Here is a 23,048-nt window from a genome sequence, read left to right as displayed (position 1 = left end):
TAGAATCTAGCCGCTAAAACTTCGCCCTAACGCCTACACCTATTTCTCGAGGTTCAAGTAAATATGCATCCACGCCTCCGGTACTTCTGTCAGCCATTTTTGCCACGGGTGCACGTTCATCCAGCAAATTGCGTGCATAAACAAAGGCTTCAAAATATTGGTTGATTTGATAGGAAGAATTCAGGTTTACCGTAGTGTAAGATCCCACTCTTAACTCTGGCTCATTGGTATCCGTTGAAAAGTATCCATCCGTATGGCGCACATCACCGCTCACTTTAATGGCGTCTGTGATTGAATAGTCAAACCCTATATTGAACATATATCCCGGCGCTTTACTAAACTCGTTGCCGACAAACTCCTCGCCACGGTAGTCATTAAATTCACTTATCTCAGTTTCAAGTAAACCCAGCCCACCATATAGGCTAAAACTATCGGCCACTTTAAAGTTCCAATCTAATTCAATCCCATAGCTCTGCGCTTCATCAGCATTAATAATGACAGAACCAAAGGGACGCCCATCGAGGTAATCAGTAACTGAACGTTGTGAATCCTTAAAGCGGGTGTAAAAGAGATTGCTATTTATGATCAAGCGTTGTTCAAGCAGATCGATACGGGTAAAAAGTTCATAGTTCCATGCCGATTCGGCATCGAATGTATAATATTCGCCGCCGCGGAAGTTAATGCCTGTGCCCCCAGGAATGTTACCTTCACTGATCATAGCGCCGACTAAGACGTTATCTGTCAGATCATAGGACAGGGCAACCTTAGGTAATAACGCCGTAAACGTTTCTTTATATTGATGGCGCACACCTGGGATGTAGCTGGCAATACCATCGTGGCTAATTTCATCAGACTGATAACGAAGAGCGCTGGTGAATGCCCACTTAGGTGAGAAGCGCCATATGACTTCACCGTAGGGGGCAAAACTGGTATGCCTCAGGTCTGCGTCGGCATTACCAAATACGTTGTTCAGCTTGTTGTTGGTTTTATCATCCCAGTAGAAGACACCGGCAACCCCACTAAACTCTGAACTTTTGTCACCAAAGTTCAGCCTTATATCATTCGAAAAGTTTTCATTATCTCGTTTTGCGATCCCTTGATAAGGTGCTGCGAAGCGATAATCAAACTGCCCTTCTGAATACTGCAGTTGGTTATGCAACTTCATCCCATTGTCGAACACATATTCAAGATCAAAAATCCCGACATGATTACTGACTTCTTGATTATCCTGAAAAATTGAACGATTTTCTAAGTCATCATAGGGTTCTGATACCACCTCGTTTCTGGGACGTTTAGCCTCAGTGGAGGAATAAGTCAGCATGGCGGAAAAGTTGCTGTATTTTTCGGGTTCCCATAGCAACTTCGCCCGTAGATTTTGGTTTTTAAACTCAAAATCTAAATCATGGGCAGTAAACTCTGGGTTAACGTAATCAACAAAGGTATCTCTAGCGCTGTAATCTGCGCTAATTCTTGCGGCAAAGTCATTACTTAGCGCACCGGACGCCATGACCGAAAAGCGCTGCTTATTCCGACTGCCATAAAGTGCTTGCGCTGCAAATTCTGGCGTATAAGTGGGGTTATGGGTATGGATGACTACGGCGCCAGCAATACTGTTGGCTCCTTGACTGGTCGTTTGCGGACCACGGTAGACTTCAATAGACGACACATCCCACACGCCTGCGGCACCTAAATCCAGTTCTGCGGGGCTCAGATATTTACCATCAACACTGATAGTTGCCCCAGGCACAGGCTTAGATAAGTAGGCATTACCCGCTGCAACAGGCCCTTTAGTATCCGTTCCGCGGATAATGGGCGCATCGGTATTTCCGGCATAAATTAAGTTTGGCGTACCGCCGAGAATTTCAGAAATCGTTGATTGGTCGGCATTTTTCCTCAACTGTTCTTCAGTGATCACTGTCACTGAGCTAGCCGTTTCTTTCAGCGTGCGCTCGATTTTCTGACCGTAAACTGTGATGACTTCAATATTTCCCGCTGCATCTTGTTGCTTGGATTGCTTATCCGGAGCAGTTCCACTGTCAGCAATAGTTGAGCCGGAAATAGCGCTAAGCCCCAGCGCAAGAGAACCGATAACCCACTTTGATTGTGGGTAAAACTTACCAAATCGGGGCATGTGTAATAACTCCTTATACGAAAGATTTGTTGCCAATGAGAATAGTTATCAATTATATTATCGCCACTCAAAACATTTATCAACACAATGTTGATAAATAAAAATGACCGCTTAATATGGTCGCCATCTCATGGCGGTTCAATTTTTATGAAACAAGGAATTTGGCTCGTGGATGTTCATTTGCCCATAAAATCTGGCACTCAGACTATTTTTTACTCTGCAATATCAAGACTTCATCGCTTCATTGGCCTTGTGTTAATCACACTTTCCAGACCGAAGCCCAGCCTGTTCCACTTCGATTTTTTAGGTGAACATTAAAATGCAGCGACTTTTCAGTCCCACTTCAACATTAGCCTTCGCCCTACGTCCGGCGATTCCCGCACTCACTTTCGGAATGCTGCTAGCGGTAGGTGCTGGCGTGACGACACTAGGTGCACTCTGGTGCATGATTCAACTTATTGCTGGTCATCACTCGCTATGGTTAGCGGGGGCGCTCATATTTGGGGTCGTGTCAGCGTTGCTATCAGCTGGCGCATCTTGGGTTAACCACAATGCTGAGGCGCAATTTTCTGGAAGATTAAGGCGTCATGTTGCAGCGCATCTTGTCAGGTTGCCACCAAGCACCTTGGCAAAATATAAGGGCGAAAAGTTAAAGCGATTAATGGTCGATGACATAGCGTCATTGCATCATATGATCGCGCATTTACCCTCAGAATTAGCGACCTTTATCATTGTCCCTGCCATCACTATTGGTTTGCTGATCTTAAGCGCTGGCTTAGTGGCATTACTTGCCCTTATACCAGGCCTAGTCGCAGCGCTTTTCTATTTGGTGGTGATCCCAAGGCTTGCAGCAAAACAGGGGGAAGCACGAGTCAATGTGATGGGAAATATCACTGCCGCGGTGGATGACTACGCCCGTGGTGCGCCTGTATTTCGCATTTATGGCGTACAAACGGGTGCTATGGCCGATTACCAAAAGGCAACGACACATTTTATTGGGGATATTCTTGAGCGGGTAAGCAAGGTATCAACTTCAGTCGCTGTGGCCACATCACTACTGCAGGCTGTCTGTACTTTTGCCATTGTCTATGCCATCGGGTATGAATGGCCGCCAGAAAACCTTGCTGCAGCCTTGTTCTTCAGTCTGGCCATAGTCACGCCAGCCCTAAAGCTCGGGCATGGGCTTGATTATCTTGCCACGGGCCGCGCTGCCGCTCAGCGGCTAACGGATTTTCTTGAGCAGTCGAGAGTTCCTGTTGGTAACGGCAATATTGAGCTTAATGCAAATATGCAGCTCACCCTCACGAATGTTGTGCCTTCACTGTCTACAAGCAATCAATCTGTGCCCATTAACTATCAATTTAGATCTGGCAGAGTCACGGCAGTTACAGGGATCAGTGGTATTGGCAAATCCACATTACTGCGTTTATTAGCTGGCATGGAGCTGCTAAATACCGGAGATATTCGACTTGCTGGTATTGCACTCAATGAGATGGATGAAGCCTCGATTAATCGCGCGATCATGCTATTACCGCAAGGTGCGGGACTACTGGCAACCTCCATCGCCGACAATCTCGCGCTCACCGCACCTTATGCCACGGATGACGATTACTTAGCAGCATTACACTGCGCGCAATTGGATAAACCCTTAACTACTCATGCAAGCGCGCTCTCTGGCGGTGAAATACAACGCGTTAATCTTGCTCGTGTATTTCTTTCACCCGCTAGGGTGATATTGCTTGATGAACCCACATCGGCCCTAGACAGCGAAACGGCATTTAACGTGTTCACAGCGCTACGCCATCACGCAAAAACAAACCACAAAACGATTGTGATGGTCACCCATGACTTAACGCTTGCCGAGCTGGCGGATGACAAGCTCACACTCAAGCATCATCACAGGGAAGGAGAAGGCCAATGATAAATCGTCCCCAAAATTACGCAGCCATAAAGCACTTAATACCTGTTGCCTGCGGTTGGGCTGTGACGGCCATATTGGAAGCGGCATGCTACATTCAACTGGCTTTAGCCATTATTGAGCAGCAATCACCGCAAAAAGTGCTATCGATTGCTGCAATAACCATACTCACCACAATACTGGCTTCGCGTTCAGGTTTTTGGGCTGGCGCAAGGCTGGCCAATGCGCTCTACAGTGCCTTAGGCACGACCATGCAACAAGCTAAACTCTCTTGGTTTACACCGAGTGTCAGGACACTACTCATAGAAACTGTCTCTCGAAGTATTCCTGGCTTTATGAGTATTCCGGCACATCAATTTCAGGTATTTATTCATGCACCGCTTATTCCGCTCTGCATTACCTTTGGCATAGGATTGATCGGTGGCATACCACTGGTACTGATGTTGGCTAGCTTGTTGCTCGTGTCATTTGTGATTCAGAGTATGGCGCAACGAGCCCTTGCCCGCGCAGATATGGACCGAAACAACACTGAATTGGCAGCAGATCAGTCAACTCTTGAACTGATCGACCACCTAGAGTTACTGCGCACAGCAGCAGGATATAGCGGCGCAACAACACGGTTAGAGCAAAACTGGCAGGCGCAAGAAATCGCACTGGGTCGAACTAATCGCGCCGCCGCTATAGCGACATTACTGTCGGCTATCGCCAGCTTTTTACCTATTGCCGGCATGGCTGTCTATCTCGTGTTATCAGGCGTAAACAATACGACAATGCTGCTCGCAGTCTTGATGTTGACCATGCGCGCATCAGCGCCACTTGAGACTCTCGCCGTGGCGGCAATAAGCATTAATGATCAGTTAGCGGCTATTAAACACTATCGACAAGCGACTAATGCGCCAACGCTCAAAGAGCCAAGCCAAGCGCAACAAAAGACACCGAACAATCATACAATCGAACTGAATAACGTAACATTTCCCCCTGCGGTGCAAAATATCAATGCCACTATCGAATCAGGTGAACGCGTGCTGATTTGTGGCCCGAGCGGTTCAGGTAAAACCAGCTTACTTAAGCTATTGATGCGCTTTGATGATCCCACCCTAGGCCTGATCACTTTGGGCAAGGTGCCGCTCACGTCAGTTCCCGCAACTGAACTTGCCCGCTTTTTCGCCTATGTGCCGCAGGATCCACTCATCTTTACAGGCACCATTGCCAGTAACATTCGTATTGGTAACCCTGATGCCGACGATCAAGCCGTAGATAAAGCGGCACGCCAAGTGGCTCTGAATGAAGTATTAGACAGATCAGAACTGGGCATTTACCAAGAAGTCGGCCTACAAGGCGCAGGGTTATCGGGAGGGGAACGCCAAAGGCTTGCCTTAGCACGAGCGCTTATCAAAAATGCGCCGATTCTGATAATGGATGAGGCCACCTCGGCATTGGATGAAGAGACAGAAAAGCGTGTAGCCAAGGCTATTTGCGAACAGAGTTGTACATTGGTTTTAGTTTCGCATCGAAACCAATCACTTTGGCAGCCAACCAAGATAATAGAATTTCATCAATCAGTTGCCTCAAAGTAGGATCGGCTTTCTACGCATTAAAAAACTGAATTACAGATGTCTTACACAGATTATAGTGATTAATTTGTCGTTACTGACCACATCTCAATGAGTTATATACTGCAGCCGAAATGACATGAATCATTTCGACTGCAGTTATTATTCGTGCAAAGAAGATGAGCATTACTGTAGAACCGACCAAGCCTTGTTGGCATAACGCTCACTGAATCAAAGCATAAATACTCGAGCTTCCTCTCGCTTTTGAGCTTTAAAATCCCTCAAATTATCAGCTACCCGTTAATAAACTAGTAACCATATTTTACGACAGGGTGCCAATTTTTATTAACATCCTCTTCAATAAACTTTTGTTTTTCTTTGATTAAATCCGATTCAACTAACCCTATCGCTTGATGGGCCTTTTCCTTAGTACTGATATCTGGATAACTAACTTGAGTCACGTTAAGTTGCTTCAATATTCCAGCGAGCAGATGACGTGCTTCGTTCGCTTGTTCGATAGCTTTATCTAAAAGCTGCTTACCTTCTTGTGGATTATGTGCATACAAACCATGTGAAGACATGGCAAAGTCCCAGCGCCACTGACTGTGTCGTATCGCCATAATGGGCTCATTCATATTCTCCCATTTAGCACCTGCATCCCATGCCGCTTTGGCTTCATAGTGGGCCTTGACGAGCAGAGCTTCAACTTCGCGGGCTTTGGTCTCAATCGTTAATTTATTGGCCGCGAGCTTGGTTTCAATTTTGGTTTTACTGCTATGGCAGCCACTGCAACTGTTATCAAAATGCGGTAAGGCTTTATCAACTTTATGGCTAGTAAATTCAACACCTTTTGCATCCTGCTGGGTTGGCATATGACAGGTAATGCAAGTGACACCGACTTCGGCATGTTTACTGCGACTCCAGTGTTCAAACTCAGGATGACGTGCTTTGAGTATGGGCGTTTTCGAAAGAGGATGGATCCATTCGAAGAAGCGGCGAGTGTCATAATATTTTTCAATATCGTCGGCTGTGCTGCCAAAAATCCAGGGAATATTTACAACATTACTTTTTTCTGGACGGAAATAGTAAGTGACATGACATTGACCACATACCTGCGCACCTTGCATATCGGTATCTTGTTTATCGAATGGCAGGTGAATTTTAGCCATAGCCTCTTGGGCATGGGGGCGAGGTAAAGTTAACTTATTAGTGCCAGATTCATGGCAATCGCTGCAATACACTACGCTTTGGATCTCTTTGCCCAGATCGGTAAAGTTTTTAGCGGAGTATCCTTCAAATCCTAGTTGTTCAATCAATCTAGGGGCATCCGGTGTCTTGCAGGTCCAACAACTAGCGGATAATCCTTTCTCTCCTGCCTTAGGGGGGACACCTGTTCGTAAAGTATGCGTCACATCAGCAACGGCAAAATGATGCCCACGTGGGCTATGGTACTCTTTGGCATAGGAAGATCCTGCCCAGAGTATGATGCTGGCGGGATAATTGGCGAGCATATCTTCGCGTTCAACTTGTTCAGAGGTGGCTTGCCAAGATTGATATTGGTTAGGGTATTTTTGTTGATTGCTAGTATCGGAAGCCGCTACAGATGTACATATAGTTATGACGAGCAAGCAAATCATTTTTAGCAATGTAACTGTTTTTAAATAAATTTTCACTTTGTATCCTTTTGTCCTAACATCAATATTAACCTGGGCGCCCATCGATACGGGGGCGAGAGAGTATCGGCAAGTAGTGCCATACAAACAGTGCAAATGCGATAAACCAGCAACTGCCAGCCAACCATAACCAGACTTGGGTGTGGGCCGGAAACCAGATGGGCATTAGCGCCCTGAGCAGTGCCGCTAACGGTAGGCAAATAAATGCCAAGATCATCTTAGGGCCCTCATAAATATTTCGACTTGTGTGCCCGAGTGACACTCTGGAAATCATCGAAAGACACAGGGTAGCCATACAACCAATAGCAAATAGGTGAAGCAGACTGCGATAGGCATATTCATTATCGAGATACCAACTCATGGCTAACAGGCAAAGAGGCAACATTAAATAGGCAAGATGCAAGGACCACAGCATAGGTTCTTTCAGTGTTTTATGGGGTAACCAGCGTGCAAATCGGACCAGCTGCAAGAGCCCCGCAATGAGCAGTAAGCCTCGCTCGACTTCCAGAGGTATAAGGTGGATGAGTGATTGAATGACAAGCAAGATCATCGTCAGGATCATCGGGTATTCAATCCAAGTTAAGGGATCTGCTTTAGTGGCCTTAATGCGCATCGCGGTAAAGAATGGAATCACACGCCCACCGACTATGGTGATAAGTAAGGCTAACCACCATAACATCGCCTGCCAGATCTGGTTGGCAAGGATAAAATCACGTTCAAATAAAGCGTAATAGCTGACATTGTTAATCACGAGTGCGGCAAACAACATGATCGGAAAACCAATATTGCGCCATTGCTTCACCTTATAAATGCAGCGCCATAGGGTAAGGCTTGCCATACCAAGGAACAATGAATCAAACAAGGCGGGCAAAATGAGCGGAACCTGCATTGGAAGTAAGAGTAATAATCGTGCCAGTAACCAGCAGCTAAAGGTCAATGCGAGTGGCCATCCCTTTAATGTGGGTTGGTTGGTCCAATTTTGCACGGCTGTCAGCAAAAATCCACACACAATTGCCATAGCGAAACCGAACAACATTTCATGTGGATGCCACCATAGCGGCAATATCTTGATCCAAAAAGATGAAGGGAAAAAGCTATATTGGGGAGTAAACCAAGTTAATAGCCACAAAGGGATATATAGCGCAGCTAATATTGCTCCCCCAAGGAAAAAAGGTCTAAAGCCTAAGCGCCATAACGCGTGAGTACGTTCGGTTTGTGTAGGATCATCAATATTTAGCATAGTTGTTAGCCGAGTAGCAGAACGATGATGAACACACTTAAGATGCATTCAATATGGGCCTTATATTGTACTGTTATGACCTTCAATTCAAACTAAATCTTAGATTTTGGAACTAAGATCCCAAAGATGAACAAAAAATAAAGTGTCATGGAATACTCATTTCTGACGGCTAATAGGCTTGATCAATGTACTGCGGGTTCATGATGGACAAAGGTTCGATGCAAACTTTTACACAGGTAACGGCACAAACAGTCACACATTGGTAAATTTTAGATGGGAGAAATACCGTTTTGATTTAAATAACCGTGGCTTTGATTGGCCTATCTTATTTCGAACACAGCCAAGACTTTGATAGCACAGGCAGCTCAATTTATAACGGCGATAACAGTTGCAGATGATTATGTGGTAACTCGCTTTAGCATCGATTATCAGGCTAGAAACTGGCGGATTAGTGACTTCGCCAACAACCTATTTGATGAACAAGCATTGACAGGAAATAACCTACAAGTCGCAGTTATGTGGAGGGTTACGACAAAAAAATGGAAATAGTACCGGCAATTGGTAGCGTTAAAAAATGGCGAGTTATTCAATCCAAGCAAAATCATTTTTTACGCTTTATTCAACACAAAATAAAACGGCCCGCATATTTCTATGCAAGCCGTTGTTTTATTTGGCAGGGGTGGCAGGACTCGAACCCGCAACCATCGGTTTTGGAGACCGCTGTTCTACCAATTGGAACTACACCCCTGTTGACGTGGGGCATTATGCTAAAAGCACTTCCAAAGGTAAAGTACTTTTTATGGCAAAACTCATTAACTGAAGGTTTTTCAAACAAGTTAGGCTATTGCAGTTGATTTAACTGCCACTGAGATTAAAAAGCCATCGCATATTAGCGATATGACGTAGTAGATACTTAGTTTAGAGCCCATAGGTTAATAGTAACTCGACTAAATGATCCCACAACAAATCAGTTTGATGACGTCGAATAAGTGTGCCGTTTCGGCCATTTTGAGGTGCTTAAGGGTTAAAGACGCGCATTTATCGAAAAAAGATCTGAGTTCGATTTATAAAATCGGCGTTTTATAGTATAAGCATCGTCAATTTCATACACAGCTCGACGGAACCACTCATGTCTGACAAATTTTTCTTCAAGGGTCGTAAAACCCCTAAGCCAAAGCACGAAAGCTATGGCTACAACACTAAACGTGCCGCTAAACCGGGTACAGAAGCATTACCATTACAATTAATTGTTGCCGACGAAGCGCGTAAACTCGAAGTTGCCGCGATTGTTGCCGAACACCAGCTGTTCGCCAATATCGAAGTCAATGCCGACGTCGCTGAAGATATTGTTGAATTAGAAGGTTTATTAAATAAGCCTAAGACCACGACTTTCGAGAAAAAACCGAATCGTAACGAGCCTTGCGTGTGTGGTAGCGGTCAAAAATTCAAGAAGTGCTGCGGCAAGTAAGCGCTTTCATCAGCGTGATATAGATAGGGACTTTTGCTGTAACGCTTTTGTGCGTCGGGAATCGCCCCTTTTCTCCCCTCTTTTTAATTTCTCTCCCCAAAGCCAATTAATCTTCCAACTTTGAGATAAAAATCCGCTGCAAATCGTTATTCCATAGCTGAATAATTTTGCGGGTCTTTTCTTTATTCCAAAAACATTTACCAAATAAAATTAAACCAGCGCCTTCAAAGCAGCGTTTATCTTCTATTTCAAATTGCGCTAATAATGGTTGCTTTATCCCATCGATAGGAATGCCGATATCTTTACTGTCGGCGGGGTTAAGCCAGCTCATCGTCGGGTCAGTGTGGGATATCGTGCCCCAATACATGTGGGGTTTATTGTCGCTTGGGTCCGCATCGGCAAAATTGACAAACAGGTTCTTCGCCCGCCAACGGTATTTTCGCTCAGCGTCTGTGTATACCCAGAGATCCGATTTCGCCAAATCTGTGCCGCGCAATAAACTGTGGAGTAACTTTTCGAGCCCTTGGCTGGGCACTCGTTTTTCAGTGGTATGTCCAGCTGTGTTAACTTGGTAGCCTGTTTTCGACTCTTGTATCCGATCATCCACTGACGATGCAACAGACGCTTTCGATGACTCAGGCATAGAGGACAATTTAGGCGTTGGCTCAGTCTTGCTGCTTAATACCTGTGCAGTCGAAACTTTGTTTGCAGGTGAATGGCGACGAGGTTTACGACTAAAATCGATCATTAAAGCATCGGCGTCCACCAACTGTTGCTGCACTTCGATGGCATCTTGCTCCTCACGGGACTTTTGTGCCGAAGGTTTAAATTCAATGCAATCAGCTTGATGATATCGCGAGCCAAAACAAGCTGCTTTACCGTCTTTTGAGGCTTTACGGAAATATGCTTTACCACCGCAGGCGGGGCAAATTAACCATTGCCGCAAACGCTCGATATCCTCATCGGGTAATTGTTGAAACTTAAAAACACTATAAGTCGTTCTCGCAATTAAATGATCCTCTGTTTCGAGTTCACAAATAGCATCTAACATAGTGTTCTCCTTTATTTTCAACTGCTGGCAATAACGCTATCTATGCCCAAGCATTAATCCCAAAAGTGATAACACTTAACAGAAGCAAGATGCCAAATACGCGGTAAATCAAACCTAAAGTACTGGTGCCTTGCGAGCTCGCATCCGAATGTAATGACATGATTTTAACTTTTGCGGCATCTTGGGTTTTGTGTTTCATTCGGCATCCTTAAAATATTTCGCCAATGGCATTATCAAACTTGAAGGAATTAATAATGCGGCTTTTGCGGCACTTGATGCATGATAAAAGGGTGTCAACTGAGATATTAACGCGTTGAAGCATTTGAGTGCGGCCAAGGCATCGGCGGCAGCATAATGAATTTGCGCACTGGATAAAGGCACGTACTGCCAATTCGATAAGGTGACTTTTTTAGGTTTGTCGATACGAGCACCCAAAAGCGCCGCAACTAATTGGCGCGTCCCCATTTCCTTCTCCGCTCCAAGTTGAGCCAGTGCCCAATTTAAATCTAATGTTGAGGCGACATTAATGCCCCATTGCCGCCTGAGAGCGTGTGCATCACTGCGTAAACCAACCCCGACTTTGAGTATGGTTTCATCTTCTAATAAGGCTTTTAACTGGGTGAATTGCTCACCCAAAATGGCATGCTGAAATAAATAACAGGTATCCACTGTCGCGATTTGGATAAGACTCAAGGGGTGTTGCACGCCGCGCTCAAAGCTTGCACGGGTTTCAGTATCAAAACCTAAGACTTGCTCAACCTGTAATCGCGCGACAACCGCATCGAACTCCGACGGCTCAACTACCTCGATGCGGACATGTTGAAATTCAAAAGCTGCTAACGCTGCAAGTTCAATATCATCAATACGTGTAGTCAAAGCGATACGTTGCTGCAGCCACAAATATGCCCACTGACGCTGCGCTTGAAGTTGAGTTTTAGCTTTAATTGCATTTTCAGCCTCGGCCGATACCTGCTCACTTTTCTGCAGCTCGGTCAAGGCATTGAGGTTATCAAGATAAGCCGTGCCAGCAGCATCCATTGCCGCCATTAACCCATCGGCATCTTTGCCAAACTCTTTACGTAACCAAGCCAACTTACTCGGGGAGACACAGTACTTCATTAACTTCATCGTGCTCATCCTTGATGGTTGATGCGCGCAGCTAGTTAACTACGCAATTTCTGTATTCCTGTCATCGCAATAAGTGCAACAGCGCCAGCAACGACACCAAATAAGCCATTAAGAATACTTGGCGTCAGCACAGCAAACACAGGCCCAACAACACCAATGGCAGCAACCGCTTGTTCAGCATGGTGGATTTGCTCGCCGACTAGGTGTAGGCCATGAGTTAAAATCCCACCGCCCACCATAAACATGGCTGCCGTGCCAATAATCGTTAAACTTTTCATTAATACGGGAGCTGCACTCAATAAACCAAAACCTAATTTACGGTTCATTTGAGTTAATACAGAGGCACCTTCACGTTGACTCAAGTACAAACCCGCATCATCCATTTTCACAATCGCCGCCACTAAGCCATACACGCCTATGGTCATGACTATCCCAATGACAGCTAACGTAAAAAACTGTGTCGATAGCGATTTGTCCGCCACGATACCAAGGGTAATGGCAATAATTTCCGCCGATAACACAAAGTCGGTACGAATCGCCCCTTTGACTTTTTCGGCCTCGTAGGCGGCGAAATCTTTAATCTCAGGTAACTCATTCTCTACTTGGGTTTCGTGTTGTTGCAGGCCTTTTCTATGGCTATAGCTGTGATGCAGTTTTTCAAACCCTTCGTAGCATAAAAACAGTCCACCAAACATTAATAAAGGGGTGACAGCCCAGGGAATAAAAGCACTGATAAGCATTGCTGCTGGCACTAAAATCAACTTATTACGGAATGATCCCTTGGCCACCGCCCACACTACGGGTAATTCACGATCGGCGCTTACGCCCGTCACTTGCTGGGCATTGAGGGCTAAATCATCCCCCAGTACACCCGCGGTTTTCTTTGCCGCCACTTTACTCATTACCGCTACGTCATCCAAAATCGATGCGATATCGTCGAGTAAGGTTAATAAACTCGCGCCTGCCATGCTAAATCCTCAATAAATCATTCTACTTTTGCCATAGTAGCTTAGTTAGATTAGTTGCGTATAGCGAAATGCTTTCCAACTTAACTGCTTAAGTTACTTACGTTATTGGGACTGCTTGCTAATGTGAAAATGCCAGCAATCTAGATCACACCCACGGTGGAATTGCGCCACATTATTTATCGGAAAAGAGTATACTAAGCCCAGAATTTTTTACTCATTTGCCGTTACAGGATGTCAACATGACTCAAGATGAAATGAAAAAAGCTGCCGGTTGGGCCGCACTTAAGTACGTTGAAAAAGACAGCATTGTTGGTGTTGGTACGGGTTCGACTGTGAATCACTTTATCGATGCACTGGCGACCATGAAAGCCGATATCGAAGGCGCAGTCTCTAGCTCTGAGGCATCAACTCAGAAAATGAAAGCGCTGGGTATTCCCGTTTATGACTTAAACAGCGTCGATCGTTTATCTGTCTATGTGGACGGAGCCGATGAAATCAACGACCGTATGGATATGATCAAAGGCGGCGGCGCGGCATTAACTCGCGAGAAAATTGTCGCGGCAGTGGCTGAGAAGTTTATCTGTATCGTGGACAACACTAAGCAAGTCGACATACTAGGCGAATTTCCACTACCCGTAGAAGTCATTCCGATGGCACGCTCTTATGTGGCGCGTCAACTCGTTAAACTTGGCGGCGATCCTGTGTACCGTGAAGGCGTTGTGACCGATAACGGCAACGTGATCCTCGATGTGTACAATCTTAAGATCCTTAATCCAAAAGAATTAGAAAGTCAGATCAATGAGATAGTCGGTGTAGTGACTAACGGTCTGTTTGCCAAACGCGGTGCGGATGTGTTACTCGTTGGCACCCCTGATGGCGTAAAAACCTTTACCGCCAAATAAGTTAAGCGTTAACACTCACATCCCAGTCACACGGCTGCAGATGTAAAAAACACTGTCAAAATACACTGTAAAAATGCCAGCCACTTTATTCAAAGGGCTGGCATTTTTTATGGTTCTTTTTAGGGTTCAATGTTATCTGACTCAGCAGCCCATCGCAGACAGCTTATATCAAACGCTTGGCTTACCAAGCTCTGGCAACTAGACCTTTTAAGTAGAATCCTTCTGGGAAGGCGCTACCGATAGGGTGATCGCTCGCTTGGCTTAAGCGTTCAATAAACTGGATTTCACGTTTCGCATCGAGCGCGGCATCGGCCACGATTTTTTGGAACAGATCCGCAGGCATTAATCCTGAGCAAGAGAAGGTCAATAACACGCCGCCCGGATTCAATAACTGCAATGCAATCATGTTGATGTCTTTATAACCACGGCAAGCCCCGTTTAACTGTGCCTTGTTATCGGCAAACTTAGGCGGGTCGAGCACAATCACATCAAAGGTTTTGCCTTCATCACGGTACTGGCGCAACAACTTGAACACATCGGCTTCGTTGTAATGCACATTGTCATCACTCAAACCGTTCACTTGCATATTGAGGCGCGCTGTCGCCAAGGCTAGAGAAGACACATCGACGTTTTCAATACTGGCAGCACCTGCTTTCGCAGCGTACAGACCAAAAGTCCCTGTGTAGCAAAAACAGTTCAATACCGATTTATCTTTGACAAAACGGGCGGCAATGGCGCGGTTATCACGTTGATCGAGATAGAAACCTGTCTTATGGCCTTTAATCACATCGACGGCGATCTTGATGCCGTTTTCTTCGATAATCACTGGCATTTCTGGCAGAGTGCCGTGCAGTAAACCCGTAACAGGCAGCAGGCCTTCTTTCTTACGGGAATCCACATCGGAACGCTCATAGATAGCACAATCTGGATATTGCTCAGCCAATAGCTCGACTAAGGTATCGCGCCATAAATCAGCACCTGTGCTCAGTAACTGGCACACCAACACATTGGCATATCTGTCGATGGTGATCCCAGGTAAACCATCGGACTCAGCAGCCACTAAACGGTAACCCGTTAAGCCTTGCTCGCGGATTAAATCGTTACGGCCGATTTGCGCCCGCTGTAAACGTCTAGCAAAAAACGCGCGATCAATTTCCTCTTCGCGATCGAAAGTCCAAATCCGCACTTGAATTTGCGACTCAGGCGACCAAGCACCACGACCTAACCAATGACCATCATGCGCGACCACATCGACTGTCTCACCCGCTTCAGGTTTTCCCTTAATGTTATGAATAGCATTGGAAAATACCCAAGGATGGCGACGCTCGAGTGACTTCTCGCGGCCGGGTTTAAGTTTGATTCTGATAGCCATAGTTGCCTTTAAAAATAGGGCCGCCACTAAAAAAGGGCTGCTGTCTAAAAATGGGAAACGGATGATATACCCAATGCCACCTAAGTGCGAGTACCGAACACGCCGAAGCGCTTATTTACCATCATCCACGGGTGGCCGATCATACCTTATTTTAACGGTTAATTCTGAATGATATTCATGCGAAATGATGTAGGAATGGTTAATGACACAACGCTAACAAAACCGTAGCGAAAAGATGCCTGCACGATAAAGACAACTGACATGATTTGAAATAAGACGAATTAATCAGTAAACACGAGAACTTAGCTACGTAGCGCTAACTCAACAATGACGGGCGCATGGTCAGTACTGTAGGCGTCGCGTTCATATTCAGGTCTGACTAAGTGTCTATCGCAGGTCTGATAATCTACGACTTGCGCTAAACTGCGGCCATGGCTCGCATCAAACTCACTCGAAAGCAAAATATAATCCAGCACTGAACCTTTAGGGCCATAGTAATGGGTCGCCGCTCTGTGTTCCCTATGGTAAGCGGTATTGCCAGTCAAACTGTCCCTCAAGTTCGCTTCAATAAATAACTCATAGGCATCCTTAAGTTGATACTGAGCAAACACCGCCGCTAACGCCGCATCAGATAAATGCCCAAGGCCAGCGGCTTTAATGTCATTACTGTGAATGCTCTCACCCTGTATCGTTAACGCATCTAAGGCGCCCATTGTCAGACTGTCATTAAAGTCCCCCATCACGATAACGGGATGTTTAGACTCTTGCCTGCGTACCAATATGCCATTGAATAATAACGCAGCTTCCGCGCCGCGCTGCATGGTGGATGCCCAGCGGCCTAAGGCTTGCTCTGTGAGTAGTTGGGTTTCTGAATGCAGTTTCATGCTCGCTGCGGGAGCCAAGTTATCTAACCCAAGTGGCTGATGTTCGAGAGGTTGATGTTCAAGGGACTGATGTTCAAATAGCTTAGGCTCGAGCGCTAATCCGGCACGTTTTGACTTAAAGTGCACCACATAATAGTCACACTTGCCGATGTGTGGCACTTCAACGGTTGCGCGCAGCACCTTACGGCTAAAGGCAAATTCACTCGATAATCCCATGGCAGCCACTAAACGCGCATCAGGTTCGACACTGCTAATTTCCACTATGGGATAACGGGAGGCAAGCGCGACCACAGGGCTACGATAAATGTAATCACTGATAAGAGTTGGCTCATCAACGACCGCAAAATACCCTAGACCTTGCTCGCTGGCGATTCGTTTGAGCGGTTCAGGGCTAAACACTTCTTGAAATCCCACAATATCGAGCTGGCGATGTACGAGAAACTCACTCAACCACTGACACTTTTTCTGCCATTGCCCATGGCTATAGATATTTTCAAAATCATAGTAAGCCAAAGGCGGCTCAATAAAGTTAAACAGATTGATACTGGCGATCTTGATATTCGCGGTGCACTTATGATCGATAGGTGCAGCCATTGATTCCAACTCATCGATATTGTGTGCCACAGCTTAATCCCCCCAAATCTGAATACAGCAAACTCTCTTAATCTGACTTAATCTGACTTAATCTGAGTGAGCACAATGACTCACCGCAGGCACGACAAGGGTATACCCGAAGTGCACTAATACCAAATCCCCATTATGGATAAAGTGTTAACTCATCTCTGGCGACTCAAACACAGCTTACTGAGATAAGTCATACCGTTAAAAACCACAATTCAATATCACAGTTAAATCCGACAACAAAAATCAACCGCTACCAGCCAAAAAACAAACAATTACACAACAATGATTAGTGCACAAAACCATCAGCACTCCCAACAAAATCACGCAAGCCCAAGAATGATCATAAAATTAACTTTTCCTCAAAGTGTAAATTCAAACAAAAACATATGTAACAACATGTGCGGTTGACTTTACATTTCAGTCCCTTAGAATGTGGCGACTTTAATCATTGCGGAGACCCACTGTGGGCACACACATAAGCGACAGTAGATGCCCTGTCCAAAAGACAGGATTTAACGCCTAGCACTAGCCCGCAATATTTGCTGCTACCTGCTAAGCAGGGTAGTAGTGTGAACCATTCTTCACTCAGCCTCCCCCAAAATATCAATCACAGACAATAAGCCTGAGCCTATGGCTGCGCTTTAGCAATTCCAGCATTTTGCTGGGATTCAGTTATGTGTATTTATTGCATCTCAAAGCAAGTTTTTTGCCTCAGTGGACTTCGTTTTCCCTATGGATTTACACCTATGGGTTTACATCTGAGGAGCCTAAATATGGCTTACATAAACAACACATCAATTTTGCGATCTTTATCCTGTGCAAGTATCAGCTTGTACTACAGCATGAGTGCGGCGGCATCCCATCTCGAAGTAGATGATCCGGCCCTCGCGGAGCGCTGTGAATTAGAAATGGGCTGGCAACAACCTAGGTCGGATCATGCTCGCCCACAATTAAACGCGGCCACGACTTGCAGCCGCAATCAATGGGAATGGCATTTAGGATTAGCGTCCAATGCCAATGACGATATTCGTGAGGAGCAAGCAGAGGTCGGCATTAAGCTACCACTCAACGTAAACTCCCACTCAGATCCAGAGCAGCAACAGGATGATTGGCACAGCGCACTGGTGATTAACTTGCAGAAAAACCTCGATGCCAGTAACGAATTAGCCACCGAAGTCTTCGGCATTTTTGGCAAAACCTTAGGCGATTCTGATGTCAGTCTCTATGCCAATGTAGGTTTTACCCATGAGTTTAATCAATCAACCCAATTGCTTGTGGGTATCGCGGCGGCGTATGAACTCAGTAGTCACCATCGCGTGATAGCTGAGATTTATCAAAAAGAATTGAGCGAGACTACCTATCAGTTCGCTTATCAACACACACCGCAACAACAGCTACAGCTGGAATTGAGCTTAGGCAATGCCCTTCGTGGCAACGCGCTGCAACTTGGCGCAGACATCACCTTTTACTTTGGTCACTAGATCGTTGAGAGAATGAACTATGAACATGAATAACAGCACAAACAACACTAAAAAAATCATCCATAACCTGCAAATGATTATCGAGCAACGCAGTGCCAGCGCCATGGCTGAATTAGCCGAAAAACGCCACCCTGCCGATATTGCAGCCGTATTTAACGTCTTTAATCAAGCTCAACAAGTCCTATTATTGCAACTGGCCTCACCTAAGGTTTGCGCCAATTTGTTTCGCTATCTGACCGATGAATTGCAGGCGAGCTTAGTACAGCAATTAGATAAAACTACGCTATCTGCGCTGCTGGTTCACATGGCAGCAGATGAACGTGCCGACCTCTATAATCTGCTCGATGAAGCCCAGCAAGCGGCAATTTTACCTGCGCTAGCATTGGCCAAATGGGAAGATATGCGCACCCTCGCCGCCTATGATAAAGCTAAAGTCGGCGCGGTCATGACTTCGGATTACACCTTGCTCAATAGCCGCCATACTGCGGCAGAAGCCATCGATACTCTGCGTACTGAAGCGGCTGATAAAGAAACGATTTATCAAACCTATGTGGTGGATATGTTAGGCCGCTTAATAGGAACTGTATCTTTAAGGCAGTTATTGCTGGCGCAACCGCACGAGCGAGTGGTCGACTTTATGAAACCCGACCCCGTCGCGCTCGATGCCAATGCCTTTCGCGAAGAAGCGGTGCAGATGATCGCCCATTACGACTTAATGGCGCTGCCAGTAGTCAATGGCAAAGGCCAGCTCGTCGGTATCGTCACCTATGATGATGCTATGGATATCGCCAGCTCACAGGCGGATCTTGAGTTCACAAAAACTGCGGCCATCGGCAATATTGACCATAACCTTAAGACCGCCAGCATAGGCTTACTCTACCGCAAGCGCGTGGTTTGGCTGGTGATTTTGGTCTTTGGTAATATCTTCTCAGGGGCCGGTATCGCCTTCTTCGAAGACACGATTGCCAGTTATGTCTCTTTAGTCTTCTTCCTGCCGCTACTGATCGATAGCGGCGGTAATGCGGGATCACAATCGGCGACCTTAATGGTACGTGGCTTAGCCACAGGGGAAGTGGTTCTCAAGGATTGGTTATCTATGCTAGGGCGCGAGTTATTTGTCGCCGGATTATTAGGAGCCAGCATGGCAGCGGCAGTGTCCTTGCTAGGATTTTGGCGCGGCGGACCTGAAATCGCGCTGGTTGTGGCACTCACAATGCAAATTGTGGTGATTATTGGCAGCTTGATTGGTATGTCTCTGCCTTTCTTACTGAGCAAGTTAAAGATGGACCCTGCGGCCGCTAGTGCGCCACTCATCACCTCCATCGCCGATATCATAGGTGTACTCGTGTATTTCAGCATAGCCACAGTGGTGCTCGACTTACCTATGCCATAGGCCTAAGACCTAAGACCTCAAAGTGAACCAAGCTAAGTTAACCTTAGCGTGGTTCACTTATCATTCGATAGTACTAACCCATTTATGACAAAGCATAAAAGCTTCAATAACCTTAAAAAAATTAAGAATAAAGCTTAAAGATCAGTTAATATTTCCATACCTGAATCGTTTTACTTTTTATTAACATTGCAGTATTTACCGCTGAGCCCAGTCACAGTAAGTCGATAAGCAATAGTGATAGTCCTAGCGACTTGAGAGGTTTTATATGTGGTTTAATTCCCAGCTCAAAGCTGAAAACCAGGCGCTAAAAGAGCGACTCATCCAACTAGAACGCCAACACCAAAATGAAATAGATGAACTGCGTGGCATGATCCGTGAAAATGAGACTATGCAGCAACAGTCGCGCCAAAATGCAGACCACTACACTGAAGTGATCGCCTGCCAAAACCTAGGCGGAGATATGCTTAATGCCGTGCGCGAAGGCTTAGCCAGCAGTGCCGAATTACTCTCTGCGGAAAAAGAATCACTGTCTGAACTCAATCACGTTTTTGATCAAACCCGTGTGGCCATTGCCAATTTAGGCACTAGAGCAACTTATATTAATGATCAAGCATCGAACAGCATGAAAGCTGTCACAGAACTCGATGCTACGACCTCTTCAATCAATCAATTTGTCGCGGCTATTCAAGGAATTTCAGAACAAACAAACTTGCTGGCATTGAACGCCGCCATTGAAGCCGCCCGTGCAGGCGAAGCGGGACGGGGGTTTGCCGTGGTGGCCGATGAAGTGCGCCAGCTTGCAAGCAAAGCCCATGAAGCCAGTAGCCATATTGAAAAACTCGTAAAACAAATCGTCGCGCAAGCGGCTGAGATTAAAGAAATTGTTCATAATAATCAAAGTAGTGCCGTTGATGTAGCCACCTCCTCAACCCAAATTGGCCAAGTCGTTGAAGATGTCCTGCAACGCTCAAAACAAATGCAGCACGTTATCCATAACGCAGCCACAGCGTCATTCTTGAATACCACTAAGCTCGACCACGCAGTCTGGAAAAGTAGTGTTTATCAATTAATTGAAAAACCACAGCATAACCACAATGTGAACTCACACACTGAGTGCCGCCTAGGGCAATGGTATTTCAAAGGATTTGGTGCCGAGAATTATCAGCATTTAAGTAACTTCAAAGCATTAGATGCACCACATAAAGCGGTACACGAGGCAGGAAAAGCGGCGCTCAATGCGAGACAAAAAGGTAATTTGCCTGAGATGGTCAAACAACTGCACTCAATGGAAGACGCCAGTATGCGTGTTGTGCATTGCATTGATAACCTTATGCGTGATGTATATCGAGCGTGATATATAGGCACAGAAAGATAAGCTATCGCCCATAAATAAGCCTACCTAAGAGCGCCATACAAGCGCTCTTTTTTTATCGTTCAAAACGGTATAGTAAATTTAATCTTAGAAAATGAACCCCTAGCTATACTTGATTTAAACACAGCCTTCATCTTTAATCGTTTCAAGAGCAAGCAGTGAGACTCAATTATAACATTCTAATTTTTAGGGTTATTAATGAAATTAGTCACAAGTTTATTGTTATCACTCACCCTTAGCAGCGCAGTTTCTCTTCGCGCGCAGCCGCTCAACATCTATACCGAAGAATGGTCACCAATCAGCTTTTCTGTCGATGGCAAACCCGATGGTTTAGCTGTACAGGTAGTACAAGAAATTCAAAAGCGCATAAACAACCCAGATCCAATCAAGGTCGTACCTTGGGCTCGCGGCTGGAAAATGCTGACCGAGCAACCTAATACTGTGCTGTTTACTATGACGCGCACAGCAGAAAGGGAGCAAATGTTTACTATGATTGGGCCTGTTGCTATCGGCACGACTAATTTTTATGCCTTAAAAAATAGCGGTATAAAAATAACCACTATAGATGATGCAAAGACAGCTAAGGCAATTGGTGTCTATCGTGCCTCGGTGGAAGAACGCCTATTGCTCGAACTGGGATTTACGAATGTTGCGGCCTCATCCGAGCCCTTATTGAGTGCCAAACAATTGATGAAGCAACGTGTCGATCTTTGGTGTAATGCCAATCTCACCGCGCCGAGTATTCTGTCGGATGCGGGCGCGAGCATTGATGACGTAGAGTCGCTCTTCACGATTAGTGCTAATCATCTTTATATTGCCTTTTCACAAGGCACACCCAATGATGTGATCGAACAGTGGAAAAACAGCCTAGAAGCGATAAAAGCAGATGGCACCTTCGCAACGATTTACCATACTTGGCTCCCCAACGATACGCCGCCAATGCAGACCGAACGTATCGGGTTTAGCAACTAAACCCATTGCTCTAAATTCTACGTGCTAAGTGCTGAATGCTGAGAGTTAAACTCTATTGCTCTTTTAAAAGCGCTTAAAAAGGACACTCACAAACCCAGTCGATACGCTCACCCTTGATAGGATGGTTAAACGCTAAGCGGGTCGCATGCAGCATTAATCTGCTGCTCGTCGTATTAGTGATATCAGCTTCATCTGCATCAGCCTTATCAGTCACGCACTCACCCACGCCACCGTAGAGATCGCACCCCAGTATTGAGTGACCCAATTGCTGACTGTGGATCCGCAGTTGATGGGTTCGGCCAGAAACAGGGGTAAATTCGACCCGCGTGGCAAAAGGGTCGGTTAACCGTTCCAGTACCCGATATTCGCTGATCGCAGGTTTACCTGTGCTGTGGCAAATCTTTTGTAGTGGGAAATGCTCAACATCTTTAGCGATCGGCAGATTAATCACCCCGCTGTCAGCGGCTAAATGCCCGTGCAGCAAGGCGGTATAACGCTTTTCAACCGTGCGCGCCTGAAACTGTTTTGTCAGCAAACCATTCACGCTTTTATTCAGCGCCACCAGCATGATACCGGAAGTGCCAAAATCGAGCCTGTGCAGCAAAGTGGCCGTCGGAAAATCCTGCACTAAACGATAATGCACTGAATCGAGATTGAGCGGATTCTTCCCCGACAGACTCAATAATCCGCTCGGCTTATCAATCAGCAGAATGTCGCTATCTTGATAAAGCACGCGTATTTGCCCGAGGCAAGGCGGCGCAATAAAAGTATCGACTTTGGCAGGGCTATCGGCAGGAGCAGACATAATTTTTCAGGCTACCTAAATGGGCAATAAAATGAGTGAAGTCATACTAAAAACAAACTGCACAACTCAATAAAGCAAACTCAAAAACTCAGTAAAACAGACTAAATAACTCA

Annotated in this window: 18 protein-coding genes and 1 tRNA gene; 8 read left to right on the top strand and 11 right to left on the bottom strand. The window is 45.7% G+C overall.

Annotated elements, in window-relative coordinates:
• Positions 1–13: 13 nt before the first annotated feature.
• On the bottom strand, positions 14–2,131 hold the full coding sequence (locus tag L5L77_RS00305; protein ID WP_263221782.1) for a TonB-dependent receptor: 2,118 nt from the start codon (positions 2,129–2,131) through the stop codon (positions 14–16).
• Positions 2,132–2,450: 319 nt separating this feature from the next.
• On the opposite strand from L5L77_RS00305, the gene L5L77_RS00300 reads away from it, so the two are divergent.
• Both L5L77_RS00300 and L5L77_RS00295 read left to right on the top strand, forming a co-directional pair.
• A complete protein-coding gene (locus L5L77_RS00300) occupies positions 2,451–4,052 on the top strand; it encodes an ATP-binding cassette domain-containing protein (protein WP_263221780.1) in 1,602 nt (533 codons plus the stop codon).
• Positions 4,049–5,626 carry an ATP-binding cassette domain-containing protein gene (locus L5L77_RS00295; protein WP_263221778.1) on the top strand — a complete coding sequence of 526 codons (1,578 nt, stop codon included), beginning with the start codon at positions 4,049–4,051 and terminating at the stop codon, positions 5,624–5,626. The genes L5L77_RS00300 and L5L77_RS00295 overlap by 4 nt, the downstream gene beginning before the upstream one ends.
• Before the next feature lie 284 nt (positions 5,627–5,910).
• On the opposite strand, the gene L5L77_RS00290 is transcribed toward L5L77_RS00295, so the two are convergent.
• The 3 genes from L5L77_RS00290 to L5L77_RS00280 all read right to left on the bottom strand — a co-directional run bounded on the left by L5L77_RS00290 (position 5,911) and on the right by L5L77_RS00280 (position 9,263).
• The gene (locus L5L77_RS00290; RefSeq protein WP_263161846.1) at positions 5,911–7,320 is read right to left on the bottom strand and encodes an ammonia-forming cytochrome c nitrite reductase subunit c552; all 1,410 of its coding nucleotides are present in this window, start codon (positions 7,318–7,320) and stop codon (positions 5,911–5,913) included.
• Entirely contained in the window at positions 7,304–8,515 is a 1,212-nt protein-coding gene (locus L5L77_RS00285) for an NnrS family protein (RefSeq protein ID WP_263221776.1), read from the bottom strand. The genes L5L77_RS00290 and L5L77_RS00285 overlap by 17 nt, the downstream gene beginning before the upstream one ends.
• Before the next feature lie 671 nt (positions 8,516–9,186).
• Positions 9,187–9,263 (bottom strand) — tRNA-Trp (locus L5L77_RS00280).
• Positions 9,264–9,644: 381 nt separating this feature from the next.
• Here L5L77_RS00280 and L5L77_RS00275 point away from each other — a divergent pair.
• Entirely contained in the window at positions 9,645–9,983 is a 339-nt protein-coding gene (locus L5L77_RS00275) for a PBPRA1643 family SWIM/SEC-C metal-binding motif protein (RefSeq protein WP_028761503.1), read from the top strand.
• 106 nt (positions 9,984–10,089) lie between these two features.
• Here the strand turns inward: L5L77_RS00275 and L5L77_RS00270 are convergent, their stop codons facing one another.
• Genes L5L77_RS00270 through L5L77_RS00255 form a run of 4 tightly spaced genes read right to left on the bottom strand, consistent with a single transcriptional unit; the run spans position 10,090 to position 13,130 of the window.
• Positions 10,090–11,034: a hypothetical protein gene (locus L5L77_RS00270; RefSeq protein WP_263221774.1), complete on the bottom strand. Its 945-nt coding sequence runs from the start codon at positions 11,032–11,034 to the stop codon at positions 10,090–10,092.
• Between the two features lie 40 nt (positions 11,035–11,074).
• A complete protein-coding gene (locus tag L5L77_RS00265) occupies positions 11,075–11,233 on the bottom strand; it encodes a hypothetical protein (RefSeq protein WP_263221772.1) in 159 nt (52 codons plus the stop codon).
• Positions 11,230–12,162: a 3'-5' exonuclease gene (locus L5L77_RS00260; RefSeq protein WP_263221771.1), complete on the bottom strand. Its 933-nt coding sequence runs from the start codon at positions 12,160–12,162 to the stop codon at positions 11,230–11,232. The genes L5L77_RS00265 and L5L77_RS00260 overlap by 4 nt, the downstream gene beginning before the upstream one ends.
• Before the next feature lie 35 nt (positions 12,163–12,197).
• The gene (locus tag L5L77_RS00255; RefSeq protein WP_263178943.1) at positions 12,198–13,130 is read right to left on the bottom strand and encodes a DUF808 domain-containing protein; all 933 of its coding nucleotides are present in this window, start codon (positions 13,128–13,130) and stop codon (positions 12,198–12,200) included.
• A gap of 239 nt (positions 13,131–13,369) precedes the next feature.
• Here L5L77_RS00255 and rpiA point away from each other — a divergent pair, with 239 nt between their 5' ends.
• Positions 13,370–14,032, top strand: a complete 663-nt coding sequence (gene rpiA / locus L5L77_RS00250; RefSeq protein WP_028761507.1) for a ribose-5-phosphate isomerase RpiA — start codon at positions 13,370–13,372, stop codon at positions 14,030–14,032.
• Positions 14,033–14,213: 181 nt separating this feature from the next.
• On the opposite strand, the gene L5L77_RS00245 is transcribed toward rpiA, so the two are convergent.
• The gene (locus L5L77_RS00245) at positions 14,214–15,404 is read right to left on the bottom strand and encodes a class I SAM-dependent rRNA methyltransferase (protein WP_011788387.1); all 1,191 of its coding nucleotides are present in this window, start codon (positions 15,402–15,404) and stop codon (positions 14,214–14,216) included.
• A gap of 302 nt (positions 15,405–15,706) precedes the next feature.
• Positions 15,707–16,912, bottom strand: a complete 1,206-nt coding sequence (locus tag L5L77_RS00240; RefSeq protein WP_263140024.1) for an endonuclease/exonuclease/phosphatase family protein — start codon at positions 16,910–16,912, stop codon at positions 15,707–15,709.
• Between the two features lie 773 nt (positions 16,913–17,685).
• Here L5L77_RS00240 and L5L77_RS00235 point away from each other — a divergent pair.
• The 4 genes from L5L77_RS00235 to L5L77_RS00220 all read left to right on the top strand — a co-directional run bounded on the left by L5L77_RS00235 (position 17,686) and on the right by L5L77_RS00220 (position 22,130).
• Positions 17,686–18,393 carry a hypothetical protein gene (locus tag L5L77_RS00235; RefSeq protein WP_263221770.1) on the top strand — a complete coding sequence of 236 codons (708 nt, stop codon included), beginning with the start codon at positions 17,686–17,688 and terminating at the stop codon, positions 18,391–18,393.
• A gap of 19 nt (positions 18,394–18,412) precedes the next feature.
• Complete coding sequence (gene mgtE / locus L5L77_RS00230; RefSeq protein ID WP_263221768.1) at positions 18,413–19,786, top strand: magnesium transporter; 1,374 nt, start codon at positions 18,413–18,415, stop codon at positions 19,784–19,786.
• 265 nt (positions 19,787–20,051) lie between these two features.
• Positions 20,052–21,140, top strand: a complete 1,089-nt coding sequence (locus L5L77_RS00225; RefSeq protein WP_028761511.1) for a methyl-accepting chemotaxis protein — start codon at positions 20,052–20,054, stop codon at positions 21,138–21,140.
• Positions 21,141–21,356: 216 nt separating this feature from the next.
• The gene (locus tag L5L77_RS00220; RefSeq protein WP_263221765.1) at positions 21,357–22,130 is read left to right on the top strand and encodes a substrate-binding periplasmic protein; all 774 of its coding nucleotides are present in this window, start codon (positions 21,357–21,359) and stop codon (positions 22,128–22,130) included.
• 73 nt (positions 22,131–22,203) lie between these two features.
• Here L5L77_RS00220 and L5L77_RS00215 read toward each other — a convergent pair whose 3' ends face one another.
• Positions 22,204–22,935: an RluA family pseudouridine synthase gene (locus L5L77_RS00215; protein WP_263221764.1), complete on the bottom strand. Its 732-nt coding sequence runs from the start codon at positions 22,933–22,935 to the stop codon at positions 22,204–22,206.
• Positions 22,936–23,048: the final 113 nt, after the last annotated feature.

Origin of the sequence: Shewanella sp. SM29 (assembly GCF_025654245.1) — a bacterium.
GTDB lineage: Bacteria > Pseudomonadota > Gammaproteobacteria > Enterobacterales > Shewanellaceae > Shewanella > Shewanella oncorhynchi.
This window is presented reverse-complemented; position numbering and strand designations above follow the sequence as displayed.

Coding starts and splice junctions, on each gene's coding strand:
- L5L77_RS00305 (WP_263221782.1), bottom strand. CDS start 2,131: ATGCCCCGATTTGGTAAGTTTTACCCACAATCAAAGTGGGTTATCGGT.
- L5L77_RS00300 (WP_263221780.1), top strand. CDS start 2,451: ATGCAGCGACTTTTCAGTCCCACTTCAACATTAGCCTTCGCCCTACGT.
- L5L77_RS00295 (WP_263221778.1), top strand. CDS start 4,049: ATGATAAATCGTCCCCAAAATTACGCAGCCATAAAGCACTTAATACCT.
- L5L77_RS00290 (WP_263161846.1), bottom strand. CDS start 7,320: ATGGGCGCCCAGGTTAATATTGATGTTAGGACAAAAGGATACAAAGTG.
- L5L77_RS00285 (WP_263221776.1), bottom strand. CDS start 8,515: ATGCTAAATATTGATGATCCTACACAAACCGAACGTACTCACGCGTTA.
- L5L77_RS00275 (WP_028761503.1), top strand. CDS start 9,645: ATGTCTGACAAATTTTTCTTCAAGGGTCGTAAAACCCCTAAGCCAAAG.
- L5L77_RS00270 (WP_263221774.1), bottom strand. CDS start 11,034: ATGTTAGATGCTATTTGTGAACTCGAAACAGAGGATCATTTAATTGCG.
- L5L77_RS00265 (WP_263221772.1), bottom strand. CDS start 11,233: ATGAAACACAAAACCCAAGATGCCGCAAAAGTTAAAATCATGTCATTA.
- L5L77_RS00260 (WP_263221771.1), bottom strand. CDS start 12,162: ATGAAGTTAATGAAGTACTGTGTCTCCCCGAGTAAGTTGGCTTGGTTA.
- L5L77_RS00255 (WP_263178943.1), bottom strand. CDS start 13,130: ATGGCAGGCGCGAGTTTATTAACCTTACTCGACGATATCGCATCGATT.
- rpiA (WP_028761507.1), top strand. CDS start 13,370: ATGACTCAAGATGAAATGAAAAAAGCTGCCGGTTGGGCCGCACTTAAG.
- L5L77_RS00245 (WP_011788387.1), bottom strand. CDS start 15,404: ATGGCTATCAGAATCAAACTTAAACCCGGCCGCGAGAAGTCACTCGAG.
- L5L77_RS00235 (WP_263221770.1), top strand. CDS start 17,686: ATGGCTTACATAAACAACACATCAATTTTGCGATCTTTATCCTGTGCA.
- mgtE (WP_263221768.1), top strand. CDS start 18,413: ATGAACATGAATAACAGCACAAACAACACTAAAAAAATCATCCATAAC.
- L5L77_RS00225 (WP_028761511.1), top strand. CDS start 20,052: ATGTGGTTTAATTCCCAGCTCAAAGCTGAAAACCAGGCGCTAAAAGAG.
- L5L77_RS00220 (WP_263221765.1), top strand. CDS start 21,357: ATGAAATTAGTCACAAGTTTATTGTTATCACTCACCCTTAGCAGCGCA.
- L5L77_RS00215 (WP_263221764.1), bottom strand. CDS start 22,935: ATGTCTGCTCCTGCCGATAGCCCTGCCAAAGTCGATACTTTTATTGCG.